19 protein-coding genes, 1 tRNA gene and 2 pseudogenes are annotated in these 19,022 nt (G+C 61.7%); 8 read left to right on the forward strand and 14 right to left on the reverse strand.

Annotated features, from left to right (window positions below):
• The 5 genes and pseudogenes from C4N04_RS30235 to C4N04_RS30260 form a co-directional block, all read right to left on the reverse strand.
• Positions 1-148: pseudogene (locus C4N04_RS30235) on the reverse strand (electron transfer flavoprotein subunit beta/FixA family protein); the annotation flags it as partial.
• Positions 149-334: 186 nt separating this feature from the next.
• Positions 335-1,123: a rhomboid family intramembrane serine protease gene (locus C4N04_RS30240; protein WP_106797719.1), complete on the reverse strand. Its 789-nt coding sequence runs from the start codon at positions 1,121-1,123 to the stop codon at positions 335-337.
• Positions 1,124-1,155: 32 nt separating this feature from the next.
• Positions 1,156-1,734, reverse strand: coding sequence for a cob(I)yrinic acid a,c-diamide adenosyltransferase (locus C4N04_RS30245; protein ID WP_096771894.1), 579 nt, complete (start codon positions 1,732-1,734; stop codon positions 1,156-1,158).
• Positions 1,735-2,288: 554 nt separating this feature from the next.
• Entirely contained in the window at positions 2,289-2,492 is a 204-nt protein-coding gene (locus C4N04_RS30255; RefSeq protein WP_038691576.1) for a twin transmembrane helix small protein, read from the reverse strand.
• 17 nt (positions 2,493-2,509) lie between these two features.
• Positions 2,510-3,343: pseudogene (locus C4N04_RS30260) on the reverse strand (SDR family oxidoreductase).
• Between the two features lie 75 nt (positions 3,344-3,418).
• Here C4N04_RS30260 and C4N04_RS30265 point away from each other — a divergent pair.
• Positions 3,419-4,342: a YihY/virulence factor BrkB family protein gene (locus C4N04_RS30265; RefSeq protein WP_106797720.1), complete on the forward strand. Its 924-nt coding sequence runs from the start codon at positions 3,419-3,421 to the stop codon at positions 4,340-4,342.
• Here C4N04_RS30265 and gluQRS read toward each other — a convergent pair.
• Positions 4,307-5,188 (reverse strand): tRNA glutamyl-Q(34) synthetase GluQRS, encoded by an 882-nt coding sequence (gene gluQRS, locus C4N04_RS30270; RefSeq protein ID WP_106797721.1) that lies wholly within the window; start codon positions 5,186-5,188, stop codon positions 4,307-4,309. The genes C4N04_RS30265 and gluQRS overlap by 36 nt on opposite strands.
• Before the next feature lie 47 nt (positions 5,189-5,235).
• Between gluQRS and C4N04_RS30275 the strand changes: the two genes are divergently transcribed.
• Both C4N04_RS30275 and C4N04_RS30280 read left to right on the forward strand, forming a co-directional pair.
• The gene (locus C4N04_RS30275) at positions 5,236-5,880 is read left to right on the forward strand and encodes a DNA-3-methyladenine glycosylase (protein WP_106797728.1); all 645 of its coding nucleotides are present in this window, start codon (positions 5,236-5,238) and stop codon (positions 5,878-5,880) included.
• A gap of 111 nt (positions 5,881-5,991) precedes the next feature.
• Positions 5,992-6,549 carry an HNH endonuclease gene (locus C4N04_RS30280; RefSeq protein ID WP_077992002.1) on the forward strand — a complete coding sequence of 186 codons (558 nt, stop codon included), beginning with the start codon at positions 5,992-5,994 and terminating at the stop codon, positions 6,547-6,549.
• A gap of 10 nt (positions 6,550-6,559) precedes the next feature.
• Here the strand turns inward: C4N04_RS30280 and C4N04_RS30285 are convergent, their stop codons facing one another.
• Positions 6,560-7,075, reverse strand: a complete 516-nt coding sequence (locus tag C4N04_RS30285) for a disulfide bond formation protein B (protein WP_009991727.1) — start codon at positions 7,073-7,075, stop codon at positions 6,560-6,562.
• 22 nt (positions 7,076-7,097) lie between these two features.
• Positions 7,098-7,694: a YqaA family protein gene (locus C4N04_RS30290; protein WP_077992000.1), complete on the reverse strand. Its 597-nt coding sequence runs from the start codon at positions 7,692-7,694 to the stop codon at positions 7,098-7,100.
• A 201-nt stretch (positions 7,695-7,895) separates the two neighbouring features.
• On the opposite strand from C4N04_RS30290, the gene C4N04_RS30295 reads away from it, so the two are divergent.
• Positions 7,896-8,186: a hypothetical protein gene (locus C4N04_RS30295; RefSeq protein WP_106797722.1), complete on the forward strand. Its 291-nt coding sequence runs from the start codon at positions 7,896-7,898 to the stop codon at positions 8,184-8,186.
• A 31-nt stretch (positions 8,187-8,217) separates the two neighbouring features.
• Here C4N04_RS30295 and C4N04_RS30300 read toward each other — a convergent pair whose 3' ends face one another.
• Positions 8,218-9,966 (reverse strand): cation:proton antiporter, encoded by a 1,749-nt coding sequence (locus C4N04_RS30300; protein WP_039623541.1) that lies wholly within the window; start codon positions 9,964-9,966, stop codon positions 8,218-8,220.
• 211 nt (positions 9,967-10,177) lie between these two features.
• On the opposite strand from C4N04_RS30300, the gene C4N04_RS30305 reads away from it, so the two are divergent.
• Both C4N04_RS30305 and C4N04_RS30310 read left to right on the forward strand, forming a co-directional pair.
• The gene (locus tag C4N04_RS30305; RefSeq protein ID WP_077991998.1) at positions 10,178-10,462 is read left to right on the forward strand and encodes a hypothetical protein; all 285 of its coding nucleotides are present in this window, start codon (positions 10,178-10,180) and stop codon (positions 10,460-10,462) included.
• Positions 10,463-10,629: 167 nt separating this feature from the next.
• Positions 10,630-10,917 (forward strand): hypothetical protein, encoded by a 288-nt coding sequence (locus C4N04_RS30310; protein WP_003589997.1) that lies wholly within the window; start codon positions 10,630-10,632, stop codon positions 10,915-10,917.
• A 146-nt stretch (positions 10,918-11,063) separates the two neighbouring features.
• Here C4N04_RS30310 and C4N04_RS30315 read toward each other — a convergent pair.
• Positions 11,064-11,148, reverse strand: a tRNA-Leu gene (locus C4N04_RS30315).
• Positions 11,149-11,272: 124 nt separating this feature from the next.
• On the reverse strand, positions 11,273-12,568 hold the full coding sequence (locus C4N04_RS30320) for an MFS transporter (RefSeq protein ID WP_077991997.1): 1,296 nt from the start codon (positions 12,566-12,568) through the stop codon (positions 11,273-11,275).
• 133 nt (positions 12,569-12,701) lie between these two features.
• On the opposite strand from C4N04_RS30320, the gene C4N04_RS30325 reads away from it, so the two are divergent.
• On the forward strand, positions 12,702-13,280 hold the full coding sequence (locus C4N04_RS30325; RefSeq protein WP_038691560.1) for a TetR/AcrR family transcriptional regulator: 579 nt from the start codon (positions 12,702-12,704) through the stop codon (positions 13,278-13,280).
• A gap of 190 nt (positions 13,281-13,470) precedes the next feature.
• Here the strand turns inward: C4N04_RS30325 and C4N04_RS30330 are convergent, their stop codons facing one another.
• Positions 13,471-14,451 carry an aldo/keto reductase gene (locus C4N04_RS30330; RefSeq protein ID WP_106797723.1) on the reverse strand — a complete coding sequence of 327 codons (981 nt, stop codon included), beginning with the start codon at positions 14,449-14,451 and terminating at the stop codon, positions 13,471-13,473.
• 200 nt (positions 14,452-14,651) lie between these two features.
• On the opposite strand from C4N04_RS30330, the gene C4N04_RS30335 reads away from it, so the two are divergent.
• Positions 14,652-16,280: an AMP-binding protein gene (locus C4N04_RS30335; protein WP_106797724.1), complete on the forward strand. Its 1,629-nt coding sequence runs from the start codon at positions 14,652-14,654 to the stop codon at positions 16,278-16,280.
• On the opposite strand, the gene C4N04_RS30340 is transcribed toward C4N04_RS30335, so the two are convergent.
• Both C4N04_RS30340 and C4N04_RS30345 read right to left on the reverse strand, forming a co-directional pair.
• Positions 16,277-17,554, reverse strand: a complete 1,278-nt coding sequence (locus tag C4N04_RS30340) for a GNAT family N-acetyltransferase (RefSeq protein ID WP_096764911.1) — start codon at positions 17,552-17,554, stop codon at positions 16,277-16,279. The genes C4N04_RS30335 and C4N04_RS30340 overlap by 4 nt on opposite strands.
• The gene (locus C4N04_RS30345) at positions 17,555-18,970 is read right to left on the reverse strand and encodes a lipopolysaccharide biosynthesis protein (RefSeq protein WP_106797729.1); all 1,416 of its coding nucleotides are present in this window, start codon (positions 18,968-18,970) and stop codon (positions 17,555-17,557) included.
• Positions 18,971-19,022 lie beyond the last annotated feature (52 nt).

Here is a 19,022-nt window from a genome sequence, read left to right on the forward strand (position 1 = left end):
TCAGCCGCAGCGCCTCTTCCACCGAGATCTCGTCGAACGGGTTCATCGACATCTTCACATTGGCAAGCTCGACACCCGAACCATCCGGCTTCACACGGATCTTCACGTTGTAGTCGACAACCCGTTTAACGGGCACGAGAATCTTCATGGGGGTCCTTCCTTCAAGAAAACTGGCTCAGCGAGGCTTTAAGGAAAATGCGCGCTCGAGCGTCGCTTCGATTGTCGAATGGCGACATGGATACGCGTTTTTCCTCCAAATACAACGCTTGCAATGACGCAGGCCGGGCATTGCTTTCGCAATATATTGACGTTTACGTGCACGTCAATCCATCTGTTAACCTCGGCCACGGTCCCAGGGAAGACGCTCGATCCGTCCGTTCGCGCCGGCCGCAATGGCCGTACCCGCGCCGGCTTCGTTCCTCACGGCGCGCGGCGTCACGATTTCCCGATCGAAGAGCGGTACGCCGCGACGACGCAGCACCAGGATTAACACAGCACCGGCAAGAATGCCGCCGACATGGGCGCCCCAGGAGACGTCTCCATCGGGTGCAATCGCCAGCATGAAGAACTGCTGGCCGATCCACAAAAGTAGCGGCACGAAGGCCGGCAGGGGCAAGGGCACACGGAAGAACACCAGCACCCAGACCCTGACGCGCGGATGCAGTATGACATAAGCGGCAACGACCCCGGAGATCGCCCCCGAGGCGCCGACCAGCGGCGCTTCCGGTGTCGTCGTCAGCAAGCCGTGGCAAAGCGCGCCGACGGCCGCGCAGAGGAGATAGAAAAGCAGGAAGCGCATATGCCCCATCGCATCCTCGACATTGTCGCCGAAGACCCACAGGAAGACCATATTGGAAGCCAGATGCCAGAAGCCCGAATGGACGAAGGCATAGGTGAGATAGGTCAGCGGCTCCGGCACGATCTCCAATCCCTCAGCCAACTGTGCCTGCCCGAAGGCGATCGCCGGGATGTAGCCGAGGCCAACGGTCGTTGCCTGGGCAGCCTGTTCGCTCTCCAGGTTGATAAAGAGCAAGACTGCGACATTCAGCGCGATCAAAGCCAGCGTCACCCACTGGACCTTGATATGTTTCAGCGTATTGGCGTCGTGAAATGGTATGAACATAAGGCCCCCCGGCAATCGTGATCGCGGCAAACCTATCTGTTTTTTCCCGGAACCCAAAGCACATCCGCACGACCCTGGTCATTTGCATGGCGGGCAGCGACGAAGAGGAAATCCGAAAGCCGGTTGATATATTTCATCGCGGTCCCGCCGACGATTTCGCCCTCCATGCGCGCCAGCGTCACCATCAGCCGTTCGGCCCGGCGGGCGATCGTGCGGGCGAGATGCAGATGCGCGGCGGCCGGGCTGCCGCCCGGTAGAATGAAGGATGTCAGCGGACCGAGCCGGGCGTTCAGCCGATCGATATCGCGCTCGATGCGCTCGACCTGCGTCTCGACGATCCGCAGCGGCTCATAGGCCGGCGGCTCGCCGGTATCGGGTGTCGCGAGATCGGCGCCGAGGTCGAAGAGATCGTTCTGGATCGACATCAGCATGGTGTCGAGCTCGGCCATGTCGGTCGTGTAAAGCCGCGCCAGGCCGATCGCGGAGTTGGCCTCGTCGATCGTGCCATAGGCCTCGACACGCAGATCGTCCTTCCAGCGGCGCGGGCCGGAAGCCAGCCCTGTCGTGCCGTCGTCGCCGGTCTTCGTGTAAATCTTGTTGAGCTTCACCATGCCGCACCGCCTGTTGGGGGGAGGGCTGCCGCAAGGCAGGAGATCGGGGAGGCCGGCCCCTCATCCGGCTGCCGCCACCTTCTCCCCGTTTTTACGGGGAGAAGGCAATATGCCGCACCCTTTCCGTCCCTCACCGACGTCTTGCGGGGCACGTCCCCTCTCCCCGTCAGAATGGGGAGAGGGTTAGGGTGAGGGGCAGCCATCGGTACCAACCGGACAGCCGTGGGCTCGACCCGAGCATCCACACCACATCCATCAGCGGTTAGGGGGATGGATCCTCGGGTCAAGCCCTGGGATGACGGAGGGTGGGGTTGGGCTTCTCGCCATAATGGCCCGGGCGGGTGCGTCCTCAAGCCGGCGCTCGCCCCTCCCTCATTGCTGTGCTCGTCACAGGAATCCAGTGCGCCCAAGTCCTTGGGCGCGGAAGACTTTTTCAATGGCAGGCAGTGGTCATTCACGGGGCGGACGCGCCGTGGCTGGATTGCTGTGACGAGCACAAGAATGAGGGAGGATATGTTTGCGTGCATCATTAAAATCCCCGCTCCAGGGTTTCCTCAGGTCGGGCGGCCGCCGCCGGTCAGCCAGAGCGTCACCATGATCAGGATGACAGCGACTGCCTGCAGCAGGACGCGAAGCTGCATCAGCTTGTTGGAAAGGTTGGCGTCGCCGCCCTTCATCATGTTGAAGAGGCCGCGGATCAGCACCAGGGCGACGATGCCCATGACGATGATCGCAAGGATATAGGTGACCGTGGACATGCCGCTCAGCTTTCTAATCAGTCCGTCCAGCGCATCAGGTTGTAGAAGAGGCCCGCCGGGAGCAGCCGCTTCAGGAACATGCCCTGTTTAGCCGGAGTCGTTACAGGATAATGTGGCCTTGGGTTTTTCGCCTTCAATGCGTGTTTCAATACCGAATAGACCGCCTCCGGGCCAAGTTTATGGCGGTTGACCGGCCCCGTACCCTCGAGCCTCGCCAACTGTCTGATATAATCGGCTGCGTGCGGCGAGTTCTCGACGTCGATATTCTCATTGAACTTTGCGAGCGCATTGGCGGTGAAACGTGTGGCGATCGGTCCCGGCTCGATCAGGCTCACATGGATGCCGCTGCCGTGGAGCTCCATGCGCAGGGTGATGCTGAGGCCCTCGAGCGCGAATTTGGAGGCGGTATAGGCGCCGCGATAGCGATAGGGGACCACCCCGAGAATGGACGAGCATTGCACGATCCGGCCCTGGCCATGTTTGCGCATTGACGGAATGACCTGCCGCGTCAATTCGTGCCAGCCGAAGAAATTCGCTTCGAACTGGGCGCGCAGCGCTGCCGTCGAAAGATCCTCGACGGCGCCCGGCTGGCCATAGGCGCCGTTGTTGAAGAGCGCGTCGACGCGACCGCCGCTGCGTTCGAGAGCCGTGCCGACCAGCTCGGTGATCGTCTCGGTTCGGGCATAATCCATCAGGAAGGCTTCAATGCCGTCGGCTTGAAGGGCCGCCAGATCATCGGTTTTGCGTACCGTCGCAAAGACGCGCTAGCCATCGGCTTTCAGCGCCCGGGCGCAATGAGCGCCGATGCCGGAGGAACAGCCGGTGACGACGATTGTTCGATGCTCCACCATGGAATGATTCCTGTACAAAATGGGACTCGTTTCCCATATTCGGCCAGAGGATACAATCTCGAAGCCGGAGACGGAATGCGGAAGGTGCTGCGCACGATCTACGACGTGGTCTATGACGCGATCTGTCACATGGTCGAGGACGACGGATTTGCGATGGCAAGCCACGTGGCGCTGTCGAGCCTGCTTGCGGTTTTCCCTTTCCTGATCTTCGGTACCGCGCTTGCAAGCTTCCTCGGCGCCGATCAGTTTTCCTCCACCGCCATCCATCTGATCTTCGACACCTGGCCAGAAGCGATCGCCAAGCCGCTGGCCGACCAGGTGCTGCAGGTCCTGACCATTCAACGCGGCGGGCTGCTGACGATCTCGGTGCTGGCGGCCGCCTATTTCGCCTCAAACGGCGTCGAAGCGCTGCGCATCTCGCTCAATCGTGCCTACCGGGTGCAGGAAACCCGGGCGTGGTATTTCACCCGCCTGGCCAGCCTCGGCTACGTGCTGATCGCGGTCATCATCTTCGCGGCGATCAGCATCCTGCTGGTGGCGGTGCCGTTGGCGCTCGATTATGCCAGGAATTGGTTTCCGCTGTTTGCCGATACGCTCGGCATCGTCTTCAGCTGGCGCATTTACGGCACACTTGTCGTGCTGACCGTCGGCCTGTTGGTCATGCATCTCTGGCTGCCGGCCGGCAAGCGGCGGGTTTTCGACGTAATTCCCGGGGTCTTGCTGACGCTGCTTCTCTGGCTCGCCGGCGCGCTGATCTTTGCCTATTATCTGGCCACCTTCGCCAATTATACGGCAACCTATGCCGGTCTCGCCTCGGTGATGATCGTGCTGATCTTTCTCTACATGGTCGGCGCCATCTTCATTATCGGCGCGGAGATCAATGCGGCGCTGATCAAGTTCCGCGTCTTCCGGATGTTCTCGCATACGCTTTCGATCGTCGGCAGGGAGCGTGTCGAACGGCGCTCAGAGCCCGACAAGACGGCGAATGTCGGCCCCTGACATGCCCCGGGCACGCAATTCGGCGAGCCCGCTGTCACCTTCGCTTTTTGAAAGCTTGCGGCCATCGGCGTCGAGAATGAGACGATGATGGTGGTAGAGGGGCTGCGGCAGGCCGAGCAGAACCTGCAGCAGCCGGTGCACCGATGTGGCGTGGAAAAGGTCGAGCCCGCGCACGACATGGGTGACGCCCTGCAGGGCATCATCGACGACCACCGAAAGATGGTAGCTCGAAGGAGCATCCGAGCGCGACAGGATGACATCTCCCCAGACGCCAGGTTCGGCGGCGATCTCGCCTGTCCTGCCGTCACCGGTTTCCGTCCAGAACAGCAGTTCGCCGATCAGGTCGAGCGCCTTGCGCATGTCGAGCCGCCAGGCATGTTTTTTCCCGGAGGAAAGGATCTCCCGCCATTCGGTTTCCGGCCGCTCGCGATCAATCGGCGGATAATGCGGCGTGCCGTCGGGATCGCGCGGCCAGGATTGGCCCGTTGCCTCGTAAGCGGCGACACGCGCCTTCACTTCGCCGCGCGTCAGGAAAGCCGGATAGACCAGGCCACGTTCGATCAGCGCATGCAGCGCCGCCTGGTACTCCGGAAAATGCTCCGACTGGCGCCGCACCGGACTTTCCCAGTCGATGCCAAGCCAGTCGATGTCCCGCAGGATGCCGGCTTCGAATTCGGGGGTGCAGCGAGCCTGGTCGATATCCTCGATGCGCAGCAGCAGGCGGCCATGAGAGGCTTCGGCCATGTCGCGGTTCAAAAAGGCCGACAGGGCATGGCCGAGATGCAGCGATCCGTTGGGACTCGGCGCAAAACGAAAGACAGGTTTTTGACGCTCGCTCGTGGTCATGCTTTCTTCTGCCACGGATTTTGGTTTTGAACCACTGGGGGCGCGAGGTGCAGATCATTCGCAACGACGATGACGTCAGGCTGGGGCTCGAAGTGCTGCTTCGCCTCGATCCGCGCCTCGCACCGATCGCAGCGGATGTTGGCCCGCTTCCGCTGCGACTGCGCGAGCCCGGATTTGCCGGCCTTGCCCATATCATCGTGTCGCAAATGGTCTCGCGTGCCAGCGCCGAGGCGATCTGGCGGCGCATGCTGCCGGCGGACGGTCCGCTCACGGCGGAAGCTTACCTGCTGTTTCACCCCGAGGCATGGCGGGAATTCGGCCTGTCGCGCGCCAAGGCCGATACGCTGACGCGGATCGCTGAAGCGGTTGCCTCCGGCAGCCTCGATCTTTCCGGGCTCTGCCTGAAGCCGCCGGGCGAAGCGCTTGGCGAACTGACGGGGCTGAAGGGCGTAGGCCCGTGGACGGCGGAGGTCTATCTGATGTTCTGCGGCGGCCATGCCGATGTCTTTCCGGCCGGCGATGTCGCGCTGCAGAACGCCGTCGGCGCGGCGCTCGGACTTGCGGCGCGGCCGCAAGCGAAGGCGCTTGCCAAGCTTTCGGAAGTCTGGTCGCCGTGGCGCTCGGTGGCAGCCCGGCTTTTCTGGGCCTATTACGCCACGAAAATGCGTCGTGACATGGTGCCAGTCGGCTGATCGGTCACACTCTTTAAATTGCCTTTATCCTCTGAATTTATTGGACTTCACAATCCTGTAACAACCGGCCTAATATACAGGTGCAGATGCCGAATCGATCAGGAGAGTCCCTTGACGATTGCAGTCTCCCCACAGGCCCTGCCGGCGCTCGTCCTGAACGCTGACTATCGGCCGCTGAGTTATTACCCCTTGTCGCTTTGGTCCTGGCAGGACGCGATCAAGGCGGTATTTCTCGACCGTGTGAATATCATTGCAGAATATGAACATTCAGTTTCCTCGCCGAGCTTTTCGATGCGGCTTCCGAGTGTCGTATGCCTGAAGACCTACGTTCAGCCGTCCCGTAATCCCGCATTCACCCGGTTCAACGTCTTCCTGCGCGACCGGTTCGAATGCCAGTATTGCGGCGCCCATGACGATCTGACCTTCGATCACGTCATCCCGCGCGCCCATGGCGGCGAGACGACCTGGGAGAATGTCGTGGCGGCCTGCTCGCCCTGCAATCTGCGCAAGGGCAGCAAGCTTCCGAAGCAGGCGGGCATGTTCCCGTCGCAGAAGCCCTATCAGCCGACCGTGCAGGATCTGCACAATAACGGCCGGCTGTTTCCGCCGAACTATCTGCATGACAGCTGGCTCGATTATCTCTACTGGGATACTGAGCTGCAGCCCTGATCGATCCTGATCACGCGGCCTTGCGGACGCCGACAAAGGCGAAGGCCGCGAGTAGAACTCCTGCGATTACATTCCAGCCTGCAAAAGACAGGCCGAGCACTCTCAGCGCCGCATCGGTGCAGGAGGGGCCTTTGATCGTATTGAGCTCGGTGAGCAGATCGCCGGCATTGCTCGTCAGCCCGTTTGCCGTCGTCGAGCACGTGGCCGGGCCCGGCCAGAAGTGCCATTCCACGCCGGCGTGATAGACGCCCATGCCGGCTGTAACGAGCATCAGGATGCCGGCCGCGAGAATCATTGCGCGGGAAATCCAGTTCGGCAGACCGGCGAGCTCGCAGATCGCAGCGAGAATGGCGATCGGAATGGCATAATAATAAGGTTGCCGCTGCAGCAGGCAGAGGGCGCAGGGAATATAGCCGCCGATATACTGGAAACCGATCGCGGCGCCGACCACCGCAGCCATGCCGATAGCGAGCAATATAGAATAGATAAAGCCGGGGCGGGCGAGCGGCGAAGAAGTGGCAGTCATGGCGGAACTCCGCGAAATTGGCTCAGTGGGCAAGCAGTTTATACGCGATTCCGAGTGTGATGAGGACGCCTGCACCGATGCCGACGATCTGACCAAGGCGTTTCTCGACGAAATGGCGGATTGGCTCGCCATATCGACGAAGCAGCCACGCCAAAAGCAGGAACCGAGCACCGCGAGCTATGATCGCGGAAATAACAAAGAAGCCTAGATTCATGCCAATGACGCCAGCCAGAATGGTCACGACCTTAATCGGCGGAAGGTGTGCTAAGCCGGAAGTCACCAGCAATAGTAACAGGATTTCCCATTCGCCGTGAATTGCGCTTCGCCATTGCTCGAATTCATCGAATTTGCTGTAGAACTCAAGAACTGGTCTGGCGATTGCATCATAGGCGTAATAGCCGAGCGCCCAGCCGGCGATGCCGCCGAGCACGGAGGCGATGGTCGCAACCAACGCGTAGCGATAGGAGCGTTCCGGTTTGGCGAGCGCCATCGGCAGGAAAAGCACATCGGCAGGGACGAGAAAGACGGAGCTTTCGACGAAGGCGATGACGGCGAGCCAGACTTCGGCCGATTTGCGCGCGGCCAGAGACATGGTCCAATCGTAAAGTCTGCGGAGCATTCCGTTCCTTTCCTGTTGCGATGCAAAAGAGCTTTAGGGGCCGCAGGCAGCGCTGTAAATGCTCGTCCGTGTCCTTCGTGCCACCTCGGTCTAAAAATTTTGTGACGCCGGAGTGTGTGCGCGTCTTCCAAGATTTCGCAAGATTGCGAATCAGCCATTCTGCGGCAAGCTTTTTCGCGTCGGAATGCAGGGTGGCGAGACATGAAATTCAAGGTGATCGAAGGCGGCCTTGGGCAGGCCGCGTTGACGGACTGGCGTATCGAGCAGGACGGCAGGCCGAACCGCGACGACGTCCGCCGGGAAGCCGTCCGGCGGCTCAACGACAGCGGTTATCATCCCTCCCGCATCCGGGAATTTGTGACCGGCGCCCCGATGCCGGCGGCGCTGCAATATCTGTCGATGCAGATCGATTTCGCCGCCGAAGCGCTGTCGCGGCTCGATCCCATCCCCGCGGATTTCCGTTCCGACGGTTACTGGCCGGCATATTCCTGAACGGATCGCGGCACGATGGCGGACTGCGGTTTCAGGACAGATCCATCGATTTTTCCCATTGCTGACGCAGCACGTTCATCTCCGTGCGCTTCTGGGCCATTTCGCTGACGATCGCCCGCAGATTGGGATGGTGCGACATGAACATGTTGAAGTCGCGCCGCTCGAGCACCTCGAACTGGCAGAAGTCGACGGCGATGACGTCGGCCGTGCGCCGTCCGCCGCTCAGCAGCGCCATCTCGCCGAAGAAGGCGCCCGGTTCGAGGCGGATCGCGCCGCTGGCGAGCCGCACTTCGACGGCGCCCGAGGAGATGAAATACATGCTATCGCCGCGATCGCCGCGGCGGATGACGCGTTCTCCAGGCGGGGCGGCCTTTGCCTTGAAGAGCAGTAGAAGCTCCTCCTGTGCGTCCTCGCCGACCTGGGAGAATAGAGGGAAAGTTTCGATCAGCTGCTGCATCTTCAGCTGGTACTGGCGTTCGCGCTCCTCGCCGAGCGCCCTGATCTTTTCCAGTTCCTTGCTGAGCGTCTTCTGCTTCTTTCTGCCGTAGCTTTCGAAAAGGAGAGGCCATGTCGAATGCATATATTTCTTAAGGCCGTCGCTCGCGAAGATCACGACGGGGTTGAGAGTAATCGACAGGATCGCGGCGGCAAGGATCAGATCCTGGCCCTCATGCGGCAGAAGCCCGAGCGAGACGCCGAGGCCGGCGAGGATGAATGAAAATTCGCCAATCTGAGCAAGTCCGCCGGCCAAGGTCAGGCCCATGCTGATCGGATAGCGCAGCAGCATGACGATCGCGAAGGTGATGATGGCCTTGCCGACAATGACGAGCGCCAGCGCGCCGATTACGGCCAGCGGCTCGCGCACCAGGATCGAGGGGTCGAAGAGCATGCCGACGGAGACGAAGAACAGCACGGAGAAGGCGTTCTGCAACGGCAGCGAATCGGCCGCGGCTCGGTGGCTGAGCTGGGATTCGCTCATGATGACGCCGGCGAAGAAGGCGCCGAGCGCAAAGGAGACGCCGAAGATCGCGGCCGAGCCGAAGGCGATGCCGAGCGCGATCGCCAGCACCGTCAGCGTGAAGAGTTCGCGCGAGCCGGTGCGGGCGATCATCGTCAGCAGCCAGGGCACGATCCGAGGGCCGAGGAAGATCGCCATGGCGGCGAAAGCCGCCACCTTCAACAAGGTCAGCCCGATCGTCAGCGTCAGCGGCAGTTCGCCGAGACCGTGATTGGTCGCATCGACGGCATGGCCACCGAGAAGTTCTGCCAGCGCCGGCAGCAGCACCAAGGCCAGAACCATCGCCAGATCTTCGACGATCAGCCAACCGACAGCGACGCGTCCGCTTGCCGCATTGACAAGATTGCGCTCCTCCAGCGCCTTCAGGAGCACGACGGTGCTCGCAACCGACAGGCTGAGGCCGAAGACAATCCCGGCGCCGAGGCTCCAGCCCCAGAGCTTGCAAAGGCCGATGCCCAGCAGCGTGGCGAGGCAAATCCGTCCGATCGCGCCGGGCACGGCGATGCCGCGCACGGCGAGCAGATCGGAGGCGGAAAAATGCAAGCCGACGCCGAACATCAGCAGAATGACGCCCATTTCGGCGAGCTGGCCGGCAAGGGCCGTGTCGGCGACGAAGCCGGGCGTCAGGGGCCCAATCAGGATACCTGCCATCAGATAGCCGACGAGCGGCGGCAGCCGGAGCCGGTCCGCGCCATAGCCGAGGACCGCCGCGAAAACGAAACTGACGGCGACCGTCGCGATAAGTCCTACTTCCTGATGCACGTCCGCCCTCATCTGATGGTAACGGTCGCCACCTTGGACGAAGCCTAAGCAAAATTAAACAGTTGATTTGCATTTTGAGGGCCTGGTCGGCGCTCTTGGCCAGTCGGGAACAGATATTCTCGGCAAAGGATCGCCATGGCCGGCGCGCCAGCGATGTGGAACCAGTTTTAGCTTAGGTCGTTGCCCCCTCATCACGAGAAGGAGAAACGACATGCGGAAGTTCATCCTGAACTGTACTGTGGCGGCGCTTGCCGCCTGTTCGTTTGCAACACCTGTCCTCGCCGACAGCATCTATGTCCGAGAGCGCACCTATGATGACGACGGCTATCGCCAGGAGCGGGTCCGGCCCGGGATTACCATCAGCGAGCGCGGCGTGACCTTCGGTGTCCGCGAACGCGAACGCCGTCGCTATCGCGACAATGGATGCGAAACCAGGAGCGTCACCCGCCAGACCGAGGACGGCGAGGTTACCAGGACTGTGCGGCGCTGTAACTGATGAAACTATCACAGAAGGGCGGGGCCCGGTTCAAAGAGCCGGGTTTTCGCCTTTCATGCCGGGCATACTCTCAATGCAGTGGTGAAACGCGCCCATCGGTGTTATGAGCACGCCTTTGGTATTAGCGCATTTGCAGCGCAAACACCGCCTGCACAGGATTTTCGAGTATGATTGAACTTACGCCGTCCCAGATCGCCGCGCTGAAACTCGCCAGGGATGGAGACCTTTACCCTCAGCCGGCCAATAAATGGACGCATCAGAACGCAACGGTGACCTACGCGAAGAACGACCGCTGGAAAGAGCGGCCTCAGAAAATCAAATCGGTCACCGCTAAGACGCTGGGCGAGCTGAAGGAGCCGGGTTTCCTTGAGCGGCGGCACCTCGATGACGATGTCTCGAAAGACGTCTACGGCATCACCATGGCCGGCAAGATGTGGCTGCTGAAGAATAAATAGTTTCAGCTGGATGCGGATTGTCCCGTATCGGGATCGAGGCGCTGCTGGTCGAAACCAGTCCGCCTTCGTTCCTGACGGAACTACGGCGCGACAGCCTACGCTCTGTAAGCTTCGGCTCGCCGAGCCGAAGCTCACAGAGCGTAGGCTGGTGCCCCATGCCGGAGTCGAACCAGCACTTCTTTCGAAACTCGATTTTGAGTCGAGCGCGTCTACCAATTCCGCCAATGGGGCAACGGATACAGACCGGGCGGCTGTCTAACATGTGAGCGCCCGCGCGCGCAAGACGGTCTGGCCAAGTTATCAGACTGATCGAGTGGAGAAATCCGGTCTTGCTTCGAGGCCGGATCTTGCTTGATCAATGGGCGGCGGCAGGAGCCGCGCTCGGCAGGCCTGATTTCTTCAGCGTGAGCGCCAGGATCGAGGCCAGCAGGCAGAAGGCGCCGGCGACGAAGAAGGCGGGCAGATAGCTCGACAGTTCCGTGCGCGAGAGGCCGGCGCCATAGGCGGCGGTGGCGGCGCCCAACTGATGGCCGGCAAAGACCCAGCCGAAGACGAGGCCGGCCTTTTCACGGCCGAAGCGGTCGGCGGCGATCTTGACGGTCGGCGGCACGGTGGCGATCCAGTCGAGGCCATAGAAGATGGCGAAGATCGAAAGGCCGTAGAAGCTGAAATCGCTGAAGGGCAGATAGAGCAGCGACAGGCCGCGCAGGCCGTAGTACCAGAACAGCAGCCAGCGATTGTCGAACCGGTCGGACAGCCAGCCGGAGCCGATCGTGCCGAAGAAATCGAAGATGCCCATGACGGCCAGCACGCTGGCGGCGGCCACCGGCACGATGCCGAAATCGCCGCAGAGGGTGACGAAATGGGTCTGGATCAGGCCGTTGGTGCTGAGACCGCAGATGAAGAAGGTGGCAAAGAGGATCCAGAAGGTCGAGGTGGTTGAAATCTCGCGAAGCGTGGTGATCGGCGTCATCAGGGCAGCGCCGAGCGTCGGCCTGGCCGGTGCCGGCGTCACATGCTCCTCGCCCAAAGAGGGCAAATTGACGTCAGCTGGCCGGTCGCGCATGAAGGCGAGAACGGCAAGGGCGGCGACCATGATCATGGCGCATACGAAGAATACCGTCGAGCGCCAGCCGTAACGCTCGGTCAGTTCCGCCATCAGCGGCAGAAAGACGAGCTGGCCGGTGGCCGAGCTTGCCGAAAGCATGCCGACGACAAGGCCGCGATGCCTAGTGAACCAGCGCGTCGACACCGTCGCGGCGAGCACCATGGCCGTCAATCCGGTGCCGAAGCCGACGACGATGCCCCAGAGCAGCAGGAGCTGCCACAACGTCGTCATGAACAGCGAGCCGACGAAGCCTATGCCGATCAGCGCCAATGCAAAGACTATGACCTTGCGCACGCCGAAATAATTCATGAAGGCGGCGGCAAACGGCCCCATGAAGCCGAAAAGGATCAGCCGGATCGCCAGTGCGGAGGAAATCTGCGAGGTTTCCCAACCGAATTCGTCCTGCAGCGGCTTAATCAGCACGCCGGGTGCGCCCATGGCGCCCGCTGTCACCAACATGGTGAGGAAGGTGGCGGCAACGACGACCCAGCCGTAATGAATGTTGCGCCGGGCAAGGGTTGAGGCAAGGACGGTGGAAACCATGGGCAAGATTCCGTTCGAATTCAATTTGAGGGCGCTGAGGGACTGCCGATTTACATGATGGTCATCATATTTCTTGCGTATTCATGATGGGCGTCATATATTTTGTCAAGCGACTATTTTCTGGAGATGAGCAATGCGGGTCAGCCGCGAAAAATTTGCCGAAAACCGCGAAAAGATCCTGAGCGTTGCCGGCGTGCTTTTCCGCGAGAACGGTTTCGACGGGGTTGGCGTCGCCGACATCATGAAGGCGGCGGGGCTGACGCATGGCGGCTTCTACGGTCATTTCGCTTCGAAGGACGAGCTGGCGCTGGAGGTCAGCCGCAAGCTGATCGACAAGGTCGAAACGCGCTGGAAGGAGCATATCGCCAGTTCGCCGGACCGGCCGCTCGAAACGCTTCTCGACCATTATATCCATTGGCGTACGGTCGACGATCCGGGCGGCAGCTGCGTCTTCGCAACGCTGATCCAGGAGGTCAGCCGCAGCCGCGGCGCCGTCCGCGCCGTCTTCAGCGACGGGCTGTCGGTGCTGGTCGAAACGCTTGCCGATATTGTTCCCGGCGACACCGCCGAGGAGCGCCGCGCCAATGCCGCCACCACGCTCTCATCGATGATGGGCGCCGTCATTCTGGCCCGTGCGGTCGAGGACCGGGCGCTTGCCGAGCAGTTTCTGGTGACGATGCGCCGGCAGCTCGATCCCGGTAGGCGGAAATAATTTGGTCGCGCAAGGCGATGAGCGCATTGGCCTCAACGATCTCGGTGAAGAACGGTGGTCATGACAGCCGATTACTCGATATTCAGGTAACCGCTAGGACGGAGCTGTGACCCCTGGGTGCCGTATCCCACTCCTCTCCCGCGGCCGGGAGAGGATCTGCCTTTATGAGGGCGCCGCGAAGAGGATGCAGCTATTTGAAGCCGGCGACGGCGTGCGGGATGTAGGGTGATTCCAGCACGGCGATTTCCTCGGCAGTGAGCTTGACCGTGAGCGAAGCGACGGCATCAGCCAGGTGGTTCGGTTTGGACGCGCCGATGATCGGCGCGGTCACCACGCTCTTCTGCAGAATCCAGGCGGTGGCGACCTGGGCGCGGGAAATGCCGCGGGCGCTGGCGATGTCGGCCACGGCCTGGACGATCCTGCGGTCGGCATCGATCGATTGCGTGTAGAGCGTCTTGCCGAATTCGTCGGTCTCGCTGCGCGCCGTCATCTCGTCCCAGTCGCGGGTCAGACGGCCGCGGGCAAGAGGGCTCCAGGGAATGACGGCGATCTTCTGGTCTTCGCAGAGCGGCAGCATTTCGCGCTCCTCCTCGCGGTAGAGCAGGTTCAGATGGTTCTGCATGCTGACGAATTCCGTCCAGCCGTTCAGCCGGGAGACGTAGAGCGCCTTGGCGAATTGCCAGGCATACATCGAGGAGGCGCCGATATAACGCGCCTTGCCCGCTTTGACGACATCATGCAGCGCTTCCAGCGTTTCCTCGATCGGCGTCGTGTAGTCGAAACGGTGGATCTGGTAGAGGTCGACATAGTCGGTGCCGAGACGGCGAAGACTATTGTCGATCTCGTCGAAGATCGCCTTGCGTGACAGGCCGGCGCCGTTTGGACCCGGCCGCATGCGATTGAACACCTTGGTCGCCAGAACGATATCCTCGCGCTTGGCGAAGTCTTTGATGGCGCGGCCGACGATCTCTTCCGAGGAACCGTTGGAATAGGTGTTGGCCGTATCGAGAAAATTGATGCCGAGGTCGATCGCCTGCTTGATCATTGCCCGGCTTTCCTCTTCCCGCAGGCTCCAGGCATGATTGCCGCGGCCCGGATCGCCGAAGGTCATGCAGCCCAGGCAGATTTTCGACACTTCGAGACCGGTCTTTCCGAATTTGACGTATTCCATGAAACGACTCCATGAATTGAGACACCCCGTGCGGCGTTTGATGATCTAGTGCGAAACCGTCAAAGTCGCAGGGAGGCGCACGCGGAATCGGCGCGGCGATGCGTACAATGATAAGTGATGGGGCCGTCGTTTCCGTCGCCGGCTTGCACATCCGCGCCGCAAGGTGTTAGCTGCTGCAGCATTTCACCGGAAGCCAGACTATGCGACTGCCCTCCCATGATCGTTACGACGATCTCTATCGTGATTTCTCCTGGCGGATTCCGGAAGACTTCAATATCGGCCGCGCCGTCAGCGACGATTGGGCGGCGCGAGATCCGGAGCGTGTCTGTCTCGAGCATTTCGGTCCGGACGGCAATCATCTTTCGCTGACCTATGGCGAACTCTCCGGCAGCTCTTCGATGTTCGCCAATGCGCTGGCATCGCTTGGCATCAAGCGCGGCGATCGGGTCGCTCTGCTGATGCCCCAGTCCTTCGAGACCGTGGTTGCGCATGTCGCAATCTATAAGATGGGCGCGATCGCCTTGCCGCTGGCGTTGCTGTTCGGCATCGAGGCGCTGGAATATCGGCTGAGGATCTCGGGTGCGGCGGCAATCGTCACCAATGATTTCGGCCTCGATCGGATCCGGCAAATCCGCGATCGTCTGCCGGAGTTGCGGCATGTGATCAGCGTCGATGGCGCTCCGGACGCCCTCTCCTTTGCCGATCTCATCGTATCCTATGCGCCCGTCTTCGAAGGCGAGAAGACAACGCCCGACGATCCGGCGCTGATGATCTTCACCTCCGGGACAACAGGGCCGCCGAAAGGGGCATTGCATGGCCACCGCGTCCTGCCCGGCCATATTCCCGGCATGCAGTTCGCCCATGAGGGCTTTCCAAAGGTGGGCGACAAGGTCTGGACTCCGTCCGACTGGGCCTGGGCGGGCGGTCTGCTTAACGCGCTGTTGCCGAGCCTTATGCTCGGCGTTCCCGTCGTCTCGTCGCCGGCGCAGAAGTTCGATGCCGACATGGCCTATCGGATCATGGCGGAGATGGATGTGCGCAATGCCTTCATCCCGCCGACGGCGCTGAGGCTGATGCGCTCGGTTTCCGATCCCCGCTCGAAATATGATCTGGTGCTGCGCACGATCGGCTCTGCCGGGGAGGCGCTCGGCCGCGAAACCTATGAATGGGCGCGGCGCACGCTCGGCATCACCGTCAACGAATTCTACGGCCAGACGGAATGCAATTTCGTGCTTTCGTCTGCCGCTGCCCACGGCGTCACCAAAGCGGGCGCCATCGGACGGGCGGTGCCGGGACACCGCATCGCAATCGTCAATGAGGCCGGCGACGAATTGCCGGCGGGCGAGCCAGGCCAGATCGCCATCGCCAGTCCCGATCCCGTCATGTTCCTCGGCTATTGGAATGACGCGGCGGCGACGACGCGAAAATTCGTCAAGGACTGGCTGCTCACCGGTGATATCGGCCGGCAGGACGCGGACGGCTACGTCATCTTCGAAGGCCGCGACGACGATGTCATCACCTCGTCGGGATATCGCATCGGCCCGGCCGAGATCGAGGATTGCCTGGTCGGTCATCCCGCCGTGCAGCTTGCCGCCGCCGTCGGCAAACCCGATCCACTGCGCACAGAGATCGTCAAAGCCTATATCGTGCTGGCGCCGGGCCACTCGCCGAGCGAGGCGCTGGCCGCCGATATCAGGGACTGGGTGAAGATGCGGCTTTCGATGCACGAATATCCGCGCGAGGTGGAATTCGTCGAGTCACTGCCGCTGACGACGACCGGCAAGGTGATCCGCCGGCTGCTGCGAGAGAAAGCTGCGACGGAAGGTTAGCCCCGGCCGGCGAGCGACATGATCTTCTCGCGCAGCATCTTCGCCATGTTGCGGGTGCTGCGGTACATGTGGAGCTGGGCGGCGACCTGGCGCATGTCGCGGTCGCCGTTCTGCGTCAGGCCGATCACCAGCGTTCCCATCTCCTCGCGCTCCTGCCAGAAGCGGCTCATGATCGGGTGGTCGGAGACGGCGCAGGAATCGGAGCGGACGATATTGGCGTCGTCGAGATGCCATTCGGTGAGTTCGCTCATCAAAAGCTTGCCCGGCGAATAGCGGGCATAGTTTTCGTTATAGGCCGTCTTCCAGGTATAGGCCTCGCCGCCCATCATCAAAACGACGATGGCGGCGATCGCCTTGCCGTTGAGATCGATCGTATGAATGCGCACGGCGTCGACGGCGGCAAGGTTCGACACCGCCTCACGGGCGAAGGCGGTATGATAGCGATCGGTGACGAGAGCGCTTCGCCGTTTACCCTTCCAGCCGCCGGCTTCCATCGCCAGGAACTCCTCGAAACGCACGTGGATTTCGCGCGGCTGGCGGGCGACGGCATAGACCGCCGTCCCGAGTTCTTCCAGCTGACGCCACTGGCGGCGCATCTCGCGCATATGCGAGGAGGAGATGGTCTTGCTGAGATAGGCAGGCGCCTCTTCCTCGCTCTGCAGCATCGGGCGCAGATAGGGATTGGTCACGGTGAGCGGCAGATTGCGGCCGAGCGCCACGGCCTTGAGCATGCGCACGAAAATTCCGTTCAATCTCAGATCCGGCAGGACCAGGGTGCCCGGCAGGTTGAGATCAGGAATGGTCAGCCCCTCGAAGAAATTGTCGAGGGTTTCGGCCGCATCCTCGCTGTCGACGAGCGGCGTGCCGAGCGGGCCGAAGCTGTTCGACCAGCCGCGGATGATCGAGGGACCGACGGCAAAGCCCGGTTTGTCGACCGAAAACGGTAGCAGGAAACGCATGCGGCTGCGGCCGGCATTGTGGTCGCGGATCAGGGCGAAATTCACCTGCCTGTCTTCGAGCCGCGGCATGGCGGGCGCAAGGAAGCGGCCGGAGAAAAAGACGTTCGGCTCCATCGCCCGGTTGGAGAGGAAGTCGAGCTCGTCCTGAAGGTCGTAGCCGAGCTTGCCGGGATAGAGGCAAAGTTCGCGTCCGGGCCGGCCGATCTCGGCACGGGCCTCGGCCTGCGGTGCCTCGAAATGCAGCGACGCGAGATCATGGATCATGCTGTTGGTGATGCGGTCGGTGCTTTCGGTGACGGGGGGCGGACGCACCATCTATCGAACTCTCATTTCTGGCGTTGCTGCGGAGGGGCTGGCGAAGGCGAAGAGGACAATGCCGAGCGTGCGGCGCACGGCGACATGCAGAAGAACGGCCTCGACCGCCATGGCCGAGGCGGTGGCAATCGCGGTGCCTTCGATGCCGTAATGCGGGATCAAAGCGAGGTTGAGACCGACATTGGCGGCCAATGCACCGGCATAGAGGGCGACGCAGAGATTCTGCTTACCCGCCATCATCAGCAGCGTTTCAGCCGGGCCGACCAGCGATTTGGCGAGAATGCCGGCAAGCAGGATCGCCATGACAAGATAACCCGCGGTGAAGGCCCCGCCGAACAGCGACAGCAGCAGGTTGCCGGCCGCGAGCACCGCGAGGCCGACGCCGAGCGCCGGCCAGAAGGTCCAACGGGCGGCATCGGTGGCGGCGATCGCCAACTGGGCATGGTCGCCCTCGGCGATGATCGAGGAAAAACGCGGGCCGGAAGCGGCCTTGACGGAAAAATTGATGAAATGCACCAGCGCCATGGTCTTGGCGGCGGCGAAATAGATGGCGACGTCATGCGGCTCGAGGAAGATGCCGACAACGACGACGTCGGAATTGGTCAGCAGGAAGCTGACGCCCTCGATCAGGAAGATCGGGAAGGCGACGCTGAGCCAGGCGAGGAAATCGACCTTGCGCGGGCCGTCGTCATAATGCCGGCGAAGGCGGTAAAGCGTCGCGCCATATTGGCCGAGGGCGGTGACGAAGGTGGCCACGAGCGCCGCCTGCATGGCGGTAACGGCCGTATGCTCCGCGCCTATCGCAATCGCAATCAGCATGCAGGCGATGATGAGGATCGGCCGGATAATATAGACCGGGCCCAGCGCCATCACCGGCCAGTGGTTCGCCCGCGAGGTGCCTTCCAGAATATCGCCCAGCGCGATCATCGGCATGGCAAACAGGCCGAGGAAGATCGGGACGAGATAATAGGGCTCGATCAGATCACCGAAGAGATGCAGCCCGAGCATGCCGGCGGCAAGCATTGCCGTGCCGGACAGCAGCGCGAAGATGCGTGCCGCACCGGTCAGGCCACGGATTTCCTCGAAGGCGCCCGCCGCCTTGTACTGCGGCAGAAAGCGGATGATCGCGGTGTGGAAGCCAAGGCAGGAGAGGTCGCCGAAGACGACGACCAGCACCCAGACGAAAACGAAGATGCCGTATTCATATTCGCCCATCAGCCGGGCGAGCACGATCTGGGAGACGAAGGCGAGTGCGGCGCTGAGGATGCGGATAGAAAAGGCCGTCAGCGCCATGCGCTGAGCGACGGCCTTCTCGCCGCCTTCGGTCAGCACGGCCGCAAGCATGCGCAGCGTTCGGCCGCCGATCGGGCGCAGGCCCGCCGGCAGCATCTTCTCCGCTGTTTCTATGATCGCCATGATGAACACGCAAAACTCTGAGGTCAGGCAAATCGTCCCCGAAGTCTTGACA

The organism is Rhizobium sp. H4, assembly GCF_003013335.1.
GTDB lineage: Bacteria > Pseudomonadota > Alphaproteobacteria > Rhizobiales > Rhizobiaceae > Rhizobium > Rhizobium sophoriradicis.

Excerpts from the sequence above, each read along its gene's own strand:
- C4N04_RS30345 (WP_106797729.1), bottom strand. The coding sequence starts at position 18,970 with ATGGCGATCATAGAAACAGCGGAGAAGATGCTGCCGGCGGGCCTGCGC.
- C4N04_RS30255 (WP_038691576.1), bottom strand. The coding sequence starts at position 2,492 with ATGTCCACGGTCACCTATATCCTTGCGATCATCGTCATGGGCATCGTC.
- C4N04_RS30340 (WP_096764911.1), bottom strand. The coding sequence starts at position 17,554 with ATGGTGCGTCCGCCCCCCGTCACCGAAAGCACCGACCGCATCACCAAC.
- C4N04_RS30245 (WP_096771894.1), bottom strand. The coding sequence starts at position 1,734 with ATGGTGAAGCTCAACAAGATTTACACGAAGACCGGCGACGACGGCACG.
- C4N04_RS30320 (WP_077991997.1), bottom strand. The coding sequence starts at position 12,568 with ATGGTTTCCACCGTCCTTGCCTCAACCCTTGCCCGGCGCAACATTCAT.
- C4N04_RS30325 (WP_038691560.1), top strand. The coding sequence starts at position 12,702 with ATGCGGGTCAGCCGCGAAAAATTTGCCGAAAACCGCGAAAAGATCCTG.
- C4N04_RS30285 (WP_009991727.1), bottom strand. The coding sequence starts at position 7,075 with ATGACTGCCACTTCTTCGCCGCTCGCCCGCCCCGGCTTTATCTATTCT.
- C4N04_RS30240 (WP_106797719.1), bottom strand. The coding sequence starts at position 1,123 with ATGTTCATACCATTTCACGACGCCAATACGCTGAAACATATCAAGGTC.
- gluQRS (WP_106797721.1), bottom strand. The coding sequence starts at position 5,188 with ATGACCACGAGCGAGCGTCAAAAACCTGTCTTTCGTTTTGCGCCGAGT.
- C4N04_RS30330 (WP_106797723.1), bottom strand. The coding sequence starts at position 14,451 with ATGGAATACGTCAAATTCGGAAAGACCGGTCTCGAAGTGTCGAAAATC.
- C4N04_RS30290 (WP_077992000.1), bottom strand. The coding sequence starts at position 7,694 with ATGCTCCGCAGACTTTACGATTGGACCATGTCTCTGGCCGCGCGCAAA.
- C4N04_RS30335 (WP_106797724.1), top strand. The coding sequence starts at position 14,652 with ATGCGACTGCCCTCCCATGATCGTTACGACGATCTCTATCGTGATTTC.
- C4N04_RS30265 (WP_106797720.1), top strand. The coding sequence starts at position 3,419 with ATGCGGAAGGTGCTGCGCACGATCTACGACGTGGTCTATGACGCGATC.
- C4N04_RS30310 (WP_003589997.1), top strand. The coding sequence starts at position 10,630 with ATGATTGAACTTACGCCGTCCCAGATCGCCGCGCTGAAACTCGCCAGG.
- C4N04_RS30295 (WP_106797722.1), top strand. The coding sequence starts at position 7,896 with ATGAAATTCAAGGTGATCGAAGGCGGCCTTGGGCAGGCCGCGTTGACG.
- C4N04_RS30305 (WP_077991998.1), top strand. The coding sequence starts at position 10,178 with ATGCGGAAGTTCATCCTGAACTGTACTGTGGCGGCGCTTGCCGCCTGT.